The 15,100-nt window shown below is 67.2% G+C and carries 12 protein-coding genes; 4 read left to right on the top strand and 8 right to left on the bottom strand.

What is annotated here, in order from left to right:
- Positions 1 to 72: 72 nt before the first annotated feature.
- The 3 genes from HAV18_RS24515 (at position 73) to HAV18_RS24505 (ending at position 5,155) form a co-directional block, all read left to right on the top strand.
- Positions 73 to 2,055, top strand: coding sequence for a DNA topoisomerase IV subunit B (locus HAV18_RS24515; protein WP_166960946.1), 1,983 nt, complete (start codon positions 73 to 75; stop codon positions 2,053 to 2,055).
- 69 nt (positions 2,056 to 2,124) lie between these two features.
- A complete protein-coding gene (parC, locus tag HAV18_RS24510) occupies positions 2,125 to 4,446 on the top strand; it encodes a DNA topoisomerase IV subunit A (RefSeq protein WP_166960943.1) in 2,322 nt (773 codons plus the stop codon).
- Between the two features lie 250 nt (positions 4,447 to 4,696).
- Positions 4,697 to 5,155 (top strand): CopD family protein, encoded by a 459-nt coding sequence (locus tag HAV18_RS24505; protein ID WP_011352817.1) that lies wholly within the window; start codon positions 4,697 to 4,699, stop codon positions 5,153 to 5,155.
- A 57-nt stretch (positions 5,156 to 5,212) separates the two neighbouring features.
- On the opposite strand, the gene HAV18_RS24500 is transcribed toward HAV18_RS24505, so the two are convergent.
- A complete protein-coding gene (locus tag HAV18_RS24500; RefSeq protein ID WP_166960941.1) occupies positions 5,213 to 6,097 on the bottom strand; it encodes a LysR family transcriptional regulator in 885 nt (294 codons plus the stop codon).
- Between the two features lie 113 nt (positions 6,098 to 6,210).
- On the opposite strand from HAV18_RS24500, the gene HAV18_RS24495 reads away from it, so the two are divergent.
- Positions 6,211 to 6,657, top strand: a complete 447-nt coding sequence (locus HAV18_RS24495; RefSeq protein WP_166960938.1) for a multidrug/biocide efflux PACE transporter — start codon at positions 6,211 to 6,213, stop codon at positions 6,655 to 6,657.
- Between the two features lie 57 nt (positions 6,658 to 6,714).
- Here HAV18_RS24495 and HAV18_RS24490 read toward each other — a convergent pair whose 3' ends face one another.
- From HAV18_RS24490 to HAV18_RS24460, 7 genes are all read right to left on the bottom strand, one after another.
- Positions 6,715 to 7,923, bottom strand: a complete 1,209-nt coding sequence (locus tag HAV18_RS24490; RefSeq protein ID WP_166961369.1) for a chromate transporter — start codon at positions 7,921 to 7,923, stop codon at positions 6,715 to 6,717.
- A gap of 194 nt (positions 7,924 to 8,117) precedes the next feature.
- Positions 8,118 to 10,457, bottom strand: a complete 2,340-nt coding sequence (locus HAV18_RS24485) for an EAL domain-containing protein (protein WP_166960935.1) — start codon at positions 10,455 to 10,457, stop codon at positions 8,118 to 8,120.
- 218 nt (positions 10,458 to 10,675) lie between these two features.
- Complete coding sequence (locus HAV18_RS24480) at positions 10,676 to 11,560, bottom strand: PhzF family phenazine biosynthesis protein (protein WP_166960932.1); 885 nt, start codon at positions 11,558 to 11,560, stop codon at positions 10,676 to 10,678.
- 13 nt (positions 11,561 to 11,573) lie between these two features.
- Entirely contained in the window at positions 11,574 to 12,032 is a 459-nt protein-coding gene (locus HAV18_RS24475; RefSeq protein WP_006478174.1) for a RidA family protein, read from the bottom strand.
- Between the two features lie 42 nt (positions 12,033 to 12,074).
- Positions 12,075 to 13,256, bottom strand: coding sequence for a PLP-dependent aminotransferase family protein (locus HAV18_RS24470; RefSeq protein ID WP_166960929.1), 1,182 nt, complete (start codon positions 13,254 to 13,256; stop codon positions 12,075 to 12,077).
- Positions 13,257 to 13,408: 152 nt separating this feature from the next.
- A complete protein-coding gene (locus HAV18_RS24465; RefSeq protein ID WP_166960926.1) occupies positions 13,409 to 14,317 on the bottom strand; it encodes a DMT family transporter in 909 nt (302 codons plus the stop codon).
- A 54-nt stretch (positions 14,318 to 14,371) separates the two neighbouring features.
- Positions 14,372 to 15,064 carry a VOC family protein gene (locus HAV18_RS24460; protein ID WP_166960923.1) on the bottom strand — a complete coding sequence of 231 codons (693 nt, stop codon included), beginning with the start codon at positions 15,062 to 15,064 and terminating at the stop codon, positions 14,372 to 14,374.
- Between the last annotated feature and the right edge of the window lie 36 nt (positions 15,065 to 15,100).

Below are 15,100 nucleotides of genomic sequence, written 5' to 3'. Positions count from 1 at the left end.
CAACGTTTTGTCCACGACGTTATCCACACGAGGTGTGGACAACGTCCCGATGAATGACGAAATTCAGCGCCTATGTCTACGAAGAAACCCAGCGCGGCCTATAGCGAAGCATCGATCAAGGTGCTCAAGGGTCTCGAGCCGGTCAAGCAGCGGCCCGGCATGTACACCCGTACCGAAAATCCGCTGCACATCATCCAGGAAGTCATCGACAACGCGTCCGACGAGGCGCTCGGCGGCTACGGCAAGCAGATCACGGTCACGCTGCACGCCGACCAGTCGGCCTCGGTCGAGGACGACGGTCGTGGCATCCCGTTCGGCATGCACCCTGAAGAGGGCGTGCCGGTCGTCGAGATCGTGTTCACGCGCCTGCACGCAGGCGGCAAGTTCGACAAGGCCGCAGGCGGCGCCTACACGTTCTCCGGCGGCCTGCACGGCGTCGGCGTATCGGTGACGAATGCGCTCGCGACGCGCCTCGACGTGACGGTGTGGCGCGACGGCAAGATCGCGGAGCTCGGCTTTGCCGAAGGCGATGTGGTGAAGCCGCTCGTGACGCAGGGCGCGGGCCGCGGCGAGAAGAAATCCGGCACGCGCGTGCAGGTGTGGCCGAATACGAAGTACTTCGATTCGCCGAACCTGCCGCTCGGCGAACTGCAGCGCCTGCTGCGCTCGAAGGCCGTGCTGCTGCCGGGCGTCGAGGTCGTGCTCGTCAACGAGAAGAGCGGCGAGCGCCAGACCTGGAAATATGAAGACGGCCTGCGCGGCTACCTGCTCGACGAAATGAACGGCAGCGAACTGCTGATTCCGCTGTTCGAAGGCGAGCGTTTCGCCGATTCGCGTTCGGGCGACGACACCTTCGCCGAAGGCGAGGGTGCGTCGTGGGTCGTCGCATGGAGCGAGGAAGGCTCGCTCGTGCGCGAGTCGTACGTGAACCTGATCCCGACGCCGGCCGGCGGCACGCATGAATCCGGCCTGCGCGACGGCCTCTACCAGGCGGTGAAAAGCTTCGTCGAGCTGCATAACCTGCAGCCGAAGGGCGTGAAGCTGCTCGCGGAAGACGTGTTCGCGCGCGTGTCGTTCGTGCTGTCGGCGAAGGTGCTCGATCCGCAGTTCCAGGGGCAGATCAAGGAACGCCTGAACAGCCGCGACGCGGTGAAGCTCGTGTCGTCGTTCTCGCGCCCCGCACTCGAGCTGTGGCTGAACCAGCACGTCGAGCACGGCAAGAAGCTCGCCGAACTCGTGATCAAGCAGGCGCAGGCGCGCACGCGCGCGGGCCAGAAGGTCGAGAAGCGCAAGAGCTCGGGCGTCGCGGTGCTGCCCGGCAAGCTGACCGACTGCGAGACCGAGGACATCGCGCGCAACGAGCTGTTCCTCGTCGAGGGCGACTCGGCGGGCGGCTCCGCGAAGATGGGCCGCGACAAGGAATACCAGGCGATCCTGCCGCTGCGCGGCAAGGTGCTGAACACGTGGGAAACCGAGCGCGACCGCCTGTTCGCGAACAACGAGGTGCACGACATCTCGGTGGCGATCGGCGTTGATCCGCACAGCCCGGATGAAAGCGTCGACCTGTCGAACCTGCGCTACGGCAAGATCTGCATCCTGTCGGACGCGGACGTCGACGGCTCGCACATCCAGGTGCTGCTGCTCACGCTGTTCTTCAAGCATTTCCCGCAGCTGATCGAGCGCGGCCACGTGTGCGTCGCGCGTCCGCCGCTGTTCCGTGTCGATGCGCCTGCGCGCGGCAAGAAGGCCGCGCAGAAGCTCTATGCGCTCGACGACGGTGAACTGGAAGCAATCCTCGACAAGCTGCGCAAGGACGGCGTGCGCGAGACCCAATGGAGCATCAGCCGCTTCAAGGGTCTCGGCGAAATGAGCGCCGAGCAGCTGTGGGATACCACGATGAACCCCGATACACGCCGCTTGATGCCGGTGAAGCTCGGTGAGCTCGATTACGAGGCGACTGTCGCGCGCATGACGATGCTGATGGGCAAGGGCGAGGCAGCCGCGCGGCGCGGCTGGCTCGAGGAAAAGGGCAACGACGTCGAAGCGGACATTTAAGCCGGGAATCCGCGCGGCCGGGCATGACGCCCGGCCCGGCCTCACGCCACTTACGAATACGGAATTCAGATGGACGACAACACCTCCGATCTCTTTGCCGGCTCCGACGCGCCCGAGAGCGATGCGCTGACGCTCGGCAACTACGCGGAGCAGGCGTATCTCAGCTACGCGGTCAGCGTCGTGAAGAGCCGCGCGCTGCCCGACGTGTGCGACGGCCAGAAGCCGGTGCAGCGCCGGATCCTGTTCGCGATGAACGAAATGGGCCTCGGCCCGGACGCGAAGCCGGTGAAATCGGCGCGCGTGGTCGGCGACGTGCTCGGTAAATACCACCCGCACGGCGATCAGTCGGCGTACGACGCACTGGTGCGTCTCGCGCAGGATTTCTCGCTGCGCTACCCGCTGATCGACGGGCAGGGTAATTTCGGCTCGCGCGACGGTGACGGCGCGGCGGCGATGCGATACACCGAAGCGCGGCTCACGCCGATCGCGAAGCTGCTGCTCGACGAGATTGACCAGGGCACGGTCGACTTCATGCCGAACTACGACGGCTCGTTCGAGGAGCCGAAGACGCTGCCGAGCCGCATGCCGTTCGTGCTGCTGAACGGCGCGTCGGGCATCGCGGTCGGTCTCGCCACCGAAATCCCGTCGCACAACCTGCGCGAGGTCGCTGCTGCGGCGGTCACATTGATCCGCAATCCGAAGCTTACGCACGCGGAGCTGATGAACCTGATCCCCGGCCCGGATTTCCCGGGCGGCGGCCAGATCATCTCGAGCGACACCGAAATCGCGGCGGCGTACGAAACCGGCCGCGGCAGTCTGAAGGTGCGCGCGAAATGGAAGATCGAGGATCTCGCGCGCGGCCAGTGGCAGTTGGTTGTCACCGAGCTGCCGCCGAGCACGTCGGGCCAGAAGGTGCTCGAGGAAATCGAGGAACTGACGAACCCGAAGCTCAAGCTCGGCAAGAAGACGCTCACGCCCGAGCAACTGAACACGAAGAAGGCGATGCTCGACCTGCTCGACGCGGTGCGTGACGAGTCGGGCAAGGAAGCGGCGGTGCGGCTCGTGTTCGAGCCGAAGTCGCGCACGATCGACCAGACCGAATTCGTGAACACGCTGCTCGCGTACACGAGCCTCGAATCGAACGCGACGCTGAACCTCGTGATGATCGGCGCCGATGGCCGGCCGGGCCAGAAGGGCCTGCTGACGATCCTCGACGAATGGGTGAAGTTCCGCCAGCTGACGATGACGCGCCGTTGCCGCCATCGTCTCGCGAAGGTCGACGACCGCATCCACATCCTCGAAGGGCGGATGATCGTCTTCCTGAACATCGACGAGGTGATTCGCATCATCCGCGAGTCGGACGAGCCGAAGGCCGCGCTGATGAGCGCGTTCGGCCTCAGCGAACGGCAGGCGGAAGACATTCTCGAAATCCGGCTGCGCCAGCTCGCGCGGCTCGAGAAGATCAAGATCGAGAAGGAACTCGAAGCGCTGCGCGACGAGAAGGCGAAGCTCGAGGAACTGCTCGCGAACGAAAGCGCGATGAAGCGGCTGATGATCAAGGAGATCGAGGCCGACGCGAAGCAGTACGGCGACGATCGCCGCACGCTGATCCAGCAGGAAAAGCGCGCGACGTTCGAGGCGAAGGTGGTCGACGAGCCGGTGACGGTCGTCGTGTCGCAGAAGGGCTGGGTGCGTGCGCTGAAGGGCCACGGGCTCGACCCGGCCGGCTTCACGTTCAAGGCCGGCGATCATCTGTACGCGGCATTCCAGTGCCGCACGCCGGACCGCCTGATCGCGTGGGGCAGCAGCGGCCGCGTGTACTCGGTCGACGTGTCGGTGCTGCCGGGCGGGCGCGGCGACGGCGTGCCGGTCACGTCGCTGATCGAGCTCGAATCGGGTTCGCACCTGATGCACTACTACGCGGCGCCGGCCGACCAGCAACTGCTGCTCGCGTCGAGCAACGGCTTCGGCTTCCTCGCGAAGGTCGGCGACATGGTGAGCCGCGTGAAGGCCGGCAAGGCGTTCATGACGATCGATGCGGGAGCGGTGCCGCTCGCGCCGATGCCCGTGCTGCTGAATGCGACGCAGGTCGCGTGCCTGTCGAGCGGCGGCCGCCTGCTGGTGTTCGGGATGGACGAGATGAAGACGCTGTCCGGCGGCGGTCGCGGCGTGATCCTGATGGCGCTCGACGACAAGGAGGCGCTGGTTCAGGCGCTTGCGATCGATCCTGCCGGCGTCGTGCTGATCGGCACCGGCCGCGGCGGCAAGGCGCAGGACGAGACGCTGTCGTATGCGGGGCTGGCGCCGCACATCGGCAAGCGCGCACGCAAGGGCCGCGCGCCGGAGACGAAGCTCAAGGTCGTCAACGAGCTGCGTCCGCTGCTCGGCTGACGCGCCGCACGATCGATCGTCCGGTTCGGCCGTGATCGAAGGCCGCACCTCCGCTTCGGCGGACGTGCGGCCTGTTCTTTTTGAGCGGGGATTCGGGTAAGCAAGCGTGGCGCTGTCACGCGGAACTTGCAAAATAGTGTGAAATCGCGCCTGGGGTCTGAACCGGGCGGCGACAATCCGGTCGAACGTCGCTCGATGCCGCGTACGACGCGGCCGTTCGCCGCACCCAACTCCTCACAGGATTGCCGTCATGTCCCATGCTGTCTCCGTCGCGCTGTTTCTTCATCTGCTGGCCGTCGCCGTGTGGGTGGGCGGGATGGTCTTCGCCAACTTCTGCCTGCGTCCGGCGCTGTCCGACCTGTCGCCGCAGCTTCGGTTGCCGCTGATCGAAGGCGTGTTCGGCCGCTTCTTCAACTGGGTATCGGGTTCCGTGATCGTGATCCTGCTGTCCGGCGGCTTCCTGCTCATGGAATTCGGCGGCGCGCACGCAACGTGGTCGCTGCACGCGATGGCCGGGCTCGGCGTCGTGATGATGCTGATCTTCGGGCATATCCGGTTCGCGCTGTTCCCGCGCATCCGTCGTGCGGTGCAGGCGCAGAAGTGGCCGGACGGCGCGCGCGCGGTGAATACGGTACGCCTGCTCGTCCTCGTGAATCTCGTGCTGGGCGTCGTCACGATCGGCGCGGCGGTGTTGTCGCGCGGCTTCTGACCTGGCGGCCGTCGGCCGTTGGCCGGCACGCAGCCGCCGGCGCATCGGCCCGCGTCGCTACGCGGCCAGCATCGCATCGAGCAGCCATGAGCCAACCGGGCCGAGCGGCCGGTTGCGCGACCAGACCGCATCGACCCGCACGCGGCGCGGCCAGCCGCGCGCACGCAGTTCGCACAGGCGATCGCGCGCAAAGTGGTCGACCATCCAGCGCGGCAGCTCGGCCCAGCCGAACCCCTGCACGGCCATCTCCAGCAGCATCAGGTAGCTCGGCGCCAGCCAGTGCTGCGTGCCGACGACGATCCGGTCGTCGGTGCTGCGGCCTTCCGTTTTCACATAGGTATTGAGGCGCAGTTCGCGCACGTCGCGCAGCGCGGCGTGCGGCACGTCGGCGTCGCCGTATTCGGCGAGCGCGTGCATGCGTCCGACGAACAGCCCGATCTCCGATTCCTCCGCGATCGTCGCCGCACCGATATCGGCCGGGTAGGCCGCTCGTGCGGCCATCAGCCCGAGCTGCGCGCGCCCCTGCTGGATCAGGTCGAGCACGTCGTCGTGCTCGGCGATCTGGCATTCGAACTCGAGCGCCGGAAAGCGCCGTTCGAGCGCCGTCAACGTTTCCTCGTAGCGCTTCGACTGGTACGTATCGGACACGACGAGCGTCAGCCGCGCTTCCTCGCCGCCCGCGAGCCGCGCGGCCGTGCGGTCGATCGCCGCACCGGCCTCGAGTGCGCGCTGCACCTGCGGCAGCAGCGCGCGCCCGGCGTCGGTCAGCGTCGGCGCGCGCGTCGAGCGGTCGAACAACTGCACGCCGAGATCGATCTCGAGGTTCGCGATCGCCTCCGACACGGTCGACTGGCGCTTGCCGAGCTTGCGCGCGGCGGCCGTGAACGAGCCGAGCAGCGCGGCTTCGGCGAAGGCGAGCAGGGCTTCGGGGGCGTGGCGCATACGGTGTTCCTGGAGACGTTATATCGGTAAAACCGATGATATCAAACTGGATTCATGCGGTTTCGCCGATCAAAATGGCTGCCATGAACGAAGTAGACGAATCGGAGGGAATCATGAAACAGGTCAACAAAACGGTGACGGAACGGCTGCTGCATGCACTGACGTTCGAGCTGGTCGCGATCGCGCTGTGCGCGCCGATCGGCGCGTGGCTGCTCGACATGCCGGTGTCGCACGTCGGCGTGCTGACGGTGATGGTGTCGCTGATCGCGATGGCGTGGAATATGGCGTTCAATACGCTGTTCGACCGCATCGAGCGACGCGCGGGGTTGTCGCGCACGCTCGGCATGCGGATCGCGCATGCGGCCTTGTTCGAGCTCGGCCTCATCGTGATGGTGGTGCCGGTGGCTGCGTGGTGGCTGAACGTGAGCCTCGTCGAGGCGCTGCTGCTCGACCTCGGCATCGTGCTGTTCTTCCTGCCTTACACGTTCTGCTTCAACCTGGCGTACGACGCGCTGCGCGCCCGCTGGATGGCGCGCCGGGTCGCGGTGCAGGCAGGTTGAGGACGGGCAGGACGGGCGAACGCCGGTCGAGTCTGGCGGGCCGGCGGCCGTTGCCCGTCAGCGCGCGGCGGCCCACAGCCACACGCCGCAGGCCACCGCGACCGTGCCGTACACGGCATAGACGGGCACCTTGAAGCGGGCGAAGCAAAGCGTCGCGAAGGCGCCCGTCAGCCAGTAAACGGGGTCGGCCGGTTCGCGGTGCAGGATCCTCACGACGGCGACGACGAGAAAACCCGTGGTCGCCGCGCGCAGCAGGCGCATCCCGTGCTCGAAGCGCGAATGGCGCTTGAGCCGGGACAGATGGGTTTGCGCAAACACGACGAGAAAGCCCGACGGAATGAACAGCGCGGCCGTCGCGAGCAGCGCGCCGACCCAGCCGTCGGTCAGGTAGCCGAGAAACGGCACGACGTTCAGCAGCGGCCCCGGCGCGACGGGGGACAGCGCAAATGCAAGCGTGAAGTCGTGATCGGAGATGCCCGTTGCCGGCGTGACGAACAGCGTCTTGAGCACCGGCAGCGCGGAAAAGCCGCCGCCGAACAGCGTCATGCCGGCGCCGGCGAGGCGCGGCCACAGCAGCGTCGCCTGGTAATCGCCGGGCAGCGGCATCGCGAACAGCGTGACGAGCACGCCGAGCAGCACGAGCAGGTTGCGGTCGCGGGTCGACAGCGTGAAATCGACCGCGTCGCGTTGCGGCGGCCCGGTCAGCCAGCCCGCCGCGAACGCAGCGAAAAGAATCCCGACGAAGGCGGCCGGATTATGCGCGAAAGCGAGCAGAATCGTCGACAGCGCCGCGATCAACTGTTCGCGCCTCGTGCGAGCGAGCGAGCGCACCTGCTTGACCCACGTGACGCCGATCAGCGCGGCGAGCACCATCCCGAAGTGATTGATCAGCATTGGCGCCGCCAGCGAGCGCACGAGCGGCGTGCGATAGAAGATCGCGAACAGCGTCATCAGGATGGAGAAAGGCAGCACGCTCGCGATGCCGGCGACCCATGCGCCGACGCGGCCGTGCAGGATTTGTCCGACCTGTACCGCCACGTTGCAGCCTACGGGGCCCGGTACGAGCCACGCAAGTGCGACGAGATCGCCGAATACGTGGGGCTCGATGCGCCGCAGCCGTTCCACGTAGTGGCGTTCGAGCTGCGCCATCATCGAGAGCCCGCCCCACGAGACTGCCGAAATGCTGGCGACGACCTTGAACAGGTCCCACAGGGACGCCTGTGCCTGTTCGACATCAGCGGTCGCTTCGATTTCGACGGTCGTCATGTTGGTGGTGGACACGGGGCCCGATCTCTCGCGTGTAGCCATGCCGGCGGCCCGCCGACACGTTGGCCCTCCTGATTGTCCGCCGCGCACCGTGACACAGCCATGCGCGAAAACGCTAGTTCATGACCTAAACAATCAGATCGGAAAACGAAACAATCACGGCGCGCGCAACGCCCGCCACGCCTGCGGTGCGCTTACGCGCCGGTGCTGCCCGTCGCGCGGTGCGCGATCACGTTCGGCGAGTCGCCGCGCACGCCGAAGCGCGCGATCAGCGCGGGAATCGCGTCGGCCGGCACCGGTCGGGAGAACAGGAAGCCCTGCGCCTCGATCTCGCCGAGCGCGGACAGCCACGTGATCTGCTCCTCGGTTTCCGTACCTTCGACGACGACGGTCAGGCCGAGCGAGCGCGCGAGATGCACGATCGACGACACCATCACGCACACGCTGCGGTCGTTGGGGATCGCCTGCACGAACGAACGGTCGACCTTCAGCGTGTCGACGGAGAAGCGGTGCAGGTACGACAGCGACGAATAACCGGTGCCGAAATCGTCGAGGGCGATCCGGATGCCGAGTTTCTTCAGTGCGACGATCTTCTCCGACACGAGTTCCGGATATTCCATCATCGCGGTTTCGGTGATCTCGATTTCGAGCCGGTTCGCGTCGATGCCGGTTTCCTGCAGCGTGCGCGAGATCGTCTCGATCAGGTCGCCGCGCCAGAACTGCACCGGCGAGATGTTGACCGCGAGCGTCAGCGTATCGTGGCCCTCGTCGCGCCAGCGCGCGATCTGCTCGCACGCGGTGCGGATCACGAAGTCGCCGATCGGCACGATCAGGCCCGTCGATTCGGCGATCGAAATGAATTCGTTCGCGGAGATGATCCCGTGCTCGGGGTGATCCCAGCGCGCGAGTGCCTCGAAGCCGGTGATATAGCGGTGCGTGAGGTCGATCTTCGGCTGGTACGCGAGGAACAGCTGCCCCTCGGCGAGCGCGACGCGGAGTTGCTGTTCCCAGCGCATCAGGTGGTCGGCGCGGTGCGACAGGTGCGGCGCATAGAACTGGTAGCAGTTCTTGCCGGCGTCCTTCGCGCTATACATCGCGAGATCGGCCTTCTTCAGCAGGTCGATCTCGCTTTCGTTCGCAACGCTGTGCAGCGCGATGCCGATGCTTGCATGCAGCACGAACGAGCTGCCGCGCACGTCGAACGGTTCGCCGAACATCCGGATGATCGCTTCCGCGAGCCGCACCGCGCGGCGCTCGACGTCGTCGCCCTTCATCACGACGACGAACTCGTCGCCGCCGATGCGCGCGAGCGAGCCTTCGTCGCCGACCGCATCGGCAAGGCGCGACGCGGTCATCTGCAGCACGATGTCGCCGGCGTTGTGGCCGAGCGTGTCGTTGACGGTCTTGAAGTTGTCGAGATCGATGAACAGCAGGCCGAGCCGCGACAGGCTCGTCGGCATCGATACGTCGTTGCGCAGCCCGCGCAGCGTCGCATAGCGGTTCGCGAGGCCGGTGAGCAGGTCGTATTCGGCGAGCTGCGTCATCTCGCGCTCACGGCCGAGCAGCTTGCCGATCAGGCCCGTCGCGACACCGAAGAACGCGAGCATCGCGAGCGTGATGAAGCTCGTCATCAGCAGGTAGACGTTGCGCGTGTGGTAGTAGTCCGCGAATTCCTCGGTTTGCGACAGCCCGACCATCACCGCGAGCGGGTAGCCGTCGAGGTGGCGGTACGACACGATGCGCGTCACGCCGTCGATCGGGTCGATGATCGTACCCGTCACGCGCTCGGCGATCGGGTAGACGCCCGATGCCGAAAACGCGCCGGGCGCGTTGCTGACCGAGCCCGTGCGTCGCGCGAGCACGGCGCCCGTATCGGACACGACCGCGATCACGCCTTCCTTGCCGATCGCCGCGTTGTTGTAGAAGTCGTTCGTGAAGTAGCTCGGGTCTTCCGACACGACGACGATGCCCGCGAAGCTGCCGTCCGGGTTGTTCAGGCGCCGCGTCATCTGCAGCGTCCAGTGGCTCGACACGCGGCCGAGCACGGGCTTGCTGATGAAGAGGCGGTCGTCGTTGTGCGAGAGGTGGACCTTGAAGTGCTCGCGGTCGGACAGGTTGATCGGCTGCGGATGGAGCTCGGCCGTGTTCGCGAACAGGATGCCCTTCGCGTTGACGAGCGACACCTGGATCAGCGTGTCGCTCGGCACGACGCCTTTCTCGACGGCGCTCGCGAGGTTGAAGCGCGCGGGTGACTTCTCGAATTCGAACTTGACGAAGCGGGTGATCTGGTCGACCTGGTGGATCGCCTTGACCGTATGCTGCTCGAGCGCGGAGGACAGGATCGCCGCGGAAGCCGCCGCTTCCTTGTATGCGCTGTCCTTTTCCACCGAGAGACGCGCGATGATCACGGCCCACAGCAGCGCGAGCGCCAGCATCCCGAGCAGCGGGATCGCAAATAGCGCACGCCGGCGCGATTTGCGCGGCGCGCGAAGCGGCCGGGTCGGCGGCGTGTGGTTGGACCGGGCGGAGCTCATCGAAGAGGGCAGCGTCCTGCTCGCGTGCGCCAGCCGTCTGGATGGCTGGCTATGGTTCGGGTTGTCCCGACGTCTGTTCGTTCGCGGGACACGCAACCATGGACAGACCTCCGAAACAACGGATTAGGCCCGATATTACTGGTTGGAACGTTTTTGCGATAGTTGGGCGAATCGTAGGGGGCGCCGGACGGGCCGGCGCCATCGCACATCGCGAAATGTCACACGGGTGACAGGAAGGTGCCGTCGACGACCGTGACGACATGGCCGCCGATCCATGGGGTGCCGTCTTCGGCATAGCTGACGAAGATGCGGCCGTCGCGGCCGATCGCCGTACCCTGGCGGGCCGTATACGACGGGCCGGGGCGGCGCGCCTGCCGCGTCAGCAGCCCGGCCAGCGCGGCGTTCGCGCTGCCGGTGACGGGATCCTCCCCGGGGGGGCCGAACTTGCCGCCCGTCATCAGGCAACGGATCTCGAACGTCGCGGGGCCGCCTTCGGCGTGCGGCGCGTAGGCGGCGAGGCCGTCCACGCCGTAGCGGCGGGTAAGCGCCTCCAGTGCGGCCGGATCGGGCGACAGGCCGAGGCACGCGTCGGCCGACTTCAGCCGCACGACCAGCCATGGCGCGCCGTTGTCGACCGCGCACGGCTCGGCTTCCAGGTCGAGCGCGTCGCTGCACAACGCGGCGGCGAGCACCGCGTAGTCCGAACGGTCGAGCGGCGTGACGCGGGCCGGTGGCGCGGCGAATGCCCAGCCGCCGGCCTGCTCGCGCAGCGCGACCCGGCCGACCCCGCACTGCTGGATCAGCCGGCCCGGCGTGCGCGGCTGTGCGCCGCTTTCCAGGAACGCATGCGCGGTGCCGAGCGTCGGGTGGCCGGCGAACGGCAGTTCGCCGCCCGTCGTAAAGATCCGTACGCGGTAGTCGGCTTCCGGATCGGTCGGCGTGCAGAGGAACGTGGTTTCCGACAGGTTCGTCCAGCGGGCGATCTCGAGCATGGCGTCGTCGTCGAGCGAATCGGCGTCGAACACCACGGCGAGCGCGTTGCCCTTGAACGGCACCGACGAGAACACGTCGACCTGCTTGAAGCGGACGAGACGGCCGGGCATCGCGCTGCGCCCGTTACGCAACTTCGGCGATCAGCTCGATCTCGACGCACGCGCCGAGCGGGATCTGCGCGACGCCGAAGGCCGAGCGTGCGTGCTTGCCGGCGTCGCCGAACACTTCTGCGATCAGCTCCGACGCGCCGTTCGTCACGACGTGCTGTTCGGTGAAGTCGAGCGTCGAGTTGACGAGGCTCATCAGCTTGACGATGCGCGTGACCTTGTTCAGGTCGCCGGTGTGCGCGTGCAGCGTCGCGAGCAGGTCGATCGCGATCGAGCGTGCGGCCGCCTTGCCGTCTTCCGTCTGCAGATCCGCACCGAGCTTGCCGGCCCAGACCTTGCCGTCCTTCTTCGCGATGTGGCCCGACAGGTAGACCGTATTGCCGCTTTGCGCGCTCATCACGTAGGCGGCGGCCGGTGCGCCGGCGGTCGGGAGCTCGATGCCGAGCGACTTCAGTTTGTCGTAGACGTTAGCCATGTGTTCGATTCCTCGTAGAGAGTCGTGACAGGAAAAAGGGGATCAGAGGCGCTCGCGCAGCAGCGTGCCGAGGCGCGCGACGCCTTCCTCGATCTTCTCGGGCGGCACCGTCACGAACGACAGGCGCAGCGTGTTCTGCTGTGCGTTGTCCGCGAAGAACGGCGCGCCCGGCACGAAGGCGACGTGGTTGTCGACGGCCGCGGCGAGCAGCTTCATGCTGTCGATCTGCGCGGGCAGGTTCACCCAGATGAACATCCCGCCTTCCGGCCGGTTCCACGTGACGCCTTCCGGCATGTGGCGCTCGAGCGCACCGAGCATCGCGTCGCACTGCGCGCTGTACAGCTCGCGGATCGACGGGATGTGCTCGTCGAGGAAACCGTCCTTGATCACCTCGTGCGCGATGCGCTGCGTGAGCGTCGGCGTGTGCAGGTCGGTGGCCTGCTTCGCCTGCACGAGCTTGAAGTGGAGTTCCTCGGGCGCAATGATGTAGCCGATCCGCAGGCCCGGCGCGAGCACCTTCGAGAACGTGCCGAGGTGCACGACGTGATCGGGTGCCATCGACAGCATCGTCGGCAGCGGCTCGCCGCGGTAGTTCAGCGCGCCGTAAGGATCGTCCTCCAGCACCGGGAACGGGCTCGACTGCGCGAACGCGGCGAGCGCGCGGCGGCGCTCGACGGGCATGCGGCGGCCGGTCGGGTTCTGGAAGTTCGGCTGCGCGTACAGCAGGCGCGCGCCTTGGGTGAGTTCGGGCGTGAGGCCTTCCGGCAACAGGCCCAACTCGTCGGTCGGCACCTGCACGTAGCGCGGCTCGTACAGCGAGAACGACTGCAGTGCGCCGAGGTAGGTCGGGGTTTCGACGAGGATCGGGCTGCCCGGATCGACGAGCGCCTTGCCGAGCAGGTCGAGCGCCTGCTGCGAGCCGGTCGTGATCAGTACCTGCGACACGCGCACGCTGTAGCGCTCGGCGATCCATTCGCGCAGCGGCAGGTAGCCTTCGGTTGCGCTGTACTGGAGCGCGGCGGCCGGCGCGTCGCGCAGCACGCGATCGGCGGCAGCGCGCATGCGCTCGGCCGGGAACGTCGCGGGGGCGGGCAGGCCGCCGGCGAACGAGATGACCTCGGGGCGTTCCGTGACCTTCAGGATTTCGCGGATCGCAGAGCTCGTCAGCTTGCGGGCGCGTTCGGAAAGCTGCCAGTGCGGCGGATGCAGGTCGCTCGGATTCATAGTCTCCTCGTTCGGATATCGTGGTCAGTCAAGAAAGGTCGTTCGGGCAAATCGCCTCGACGCTGCCGGGTGGGCACGCGCGAACGCGATCGAGCCTTCGCGGCCGGGTGGGCAAAACCGATCAGGCAAAACGTCCATTATGGCGCACCTGTTCAGCCGGCGCGAGCCGGTCGCGCGGCGGTGGCGACCGCCGAGCGGCGCCCGAGCACGACGGTGGCAATCACCGCGGCCGCGAACAGCCACGTCGACGACGTGACGGTTTCGCCGAACAGCAGGGCGGAAAAGGCGATCGTGAAGAAAATCTGCAGCAGTTGCACCTGGCCGACGCGCGCGATGCCGCCCATCGCGAGCCCCGCATACCACGCGAAAAAGCCGATGAATTGCGAAAAGAGGGTCACGTAGCCGAACGCGAGCCAGGTGCGCAGTGCGAGCGGGCCCGGATGCGCGACGTGCTGCATCCAGGCGAGCCAGCCGACCGGCAGCACGAGGAACGGGGCGGACACGACGAGCGCCCAGCAGATCACCTGCCAGCCGCCGATCTGGCGCGCGAGGCGCGCGCCTTCCGCATAGCCGAGCGCGCCGATGCCGACCGCGACGAGCATCAGCGCGTCGCCGGCCTGCACGGTGCCGCCGCCGTCGCGCAGCGCGAACGCGATCACGAGCGCGCTGCCGGCCACCGCGCTGGCCCAGAATGCCTTCGACGGCCGCTCGTGCGACAGCCATGCCGCATACAGCGCGACGAACAGCGGCTGGAGGCCGTTGACCACCGCACCGTGCGAGGCCGGTACCGATTTCATCGCCCACGCGGAAAACACCGGATACGCGATGATCACGCCGACCGACGTGATCGCGAGACTTTTCAGTTGCGCGCGGGTCGGCAGCGGCTCGCGGCGCCACCACAGCAGCAGGCCGGCCGGCACCGCGGCGGCGAGCGCACGGCCGAGCCCGTTGAGCAGCGGGTTGAGTTCGGACACGACGATGCGCGTCATCGGCAGCGTCAGGCTGAAGATCATCACGCCGATCAGGCCGAGCAGCATGCCCCGGGTTTCGCGCGAATTCATGTTGCGGGTGTCTCCGTATTGCAGGTCGTTGTAATCAGGAAAGCGGCAGGGCGTTCAGCGCAGCGTGCGTGCGCCCTGTGGCGTGTCGAATTCCGCGACGAGCGCGGGCGGGCCTTCACCCGCTTCGAGATCGAGCAGGTGGGCGGCGCCGAGCCAGTCGAGCTGCTCGCGGATCGCGTCCGCGCGCGGGTGGGCGCCCTTTAGCGCCTTCAGCGCGACGCCGTCGCCCGGCAGCGATTCGGCCGGGTGGCGCGCGCTGTCCCACTGGATCAGCGATGGCAGGAGGCCGTCGCCCGCGCCTTGCCATGCGGGAAACGTGCCGTCGTCGGGCACCGTCAGGCCCCAGCCCAGGTCGCCGCGCCGCATCGCGACGACGGGCGGGATGCGGGCCGGATACTGGCTCTGCCACAGCGCGAGCTGGCGCGGACGGTCGACCCGCGCGACCCAGTGCGCGAGAAACGGGCCTTGAGCGAGCCGCGCGTGCATGGCCGGATCGTCGAGCCCGAACAGCCGCGCGCGCGGCGCCTGCGCGCCGTCGTTCGGCGCCGGCGCATCGGGGTCGATCGAGATCACTTCGAGATAGATCCCGCCCCACGCGCCGAACAGCGCATTGTGGGTCCGCATCAGCGGATGTCGGCCACCGCCGGCGGGTTCGATACCGAGCGCGTCGGCGACATGGCGTACGCCTTCGTCGAGCGTGCGCGCGGCGATCACGAGATGGTCGAGTGTCAGGGAGCGGGCTGGCATGAACGTCGGTCGGGAAGCGAAAGTGTCTGGTGGGCA

Source organism: Burkholderia sp. D-99 (assembly GCF_011605345.1).
Classification (GTDB): domain Bacteria; phylum Pseudomonadota; class Gammaproteobacteria; order Burkholderiales; family Burkholderiaceae; genus Burkholderia.
This window is presented reverse-complemented; position numbering and strand designations above follow the sequence as displayed.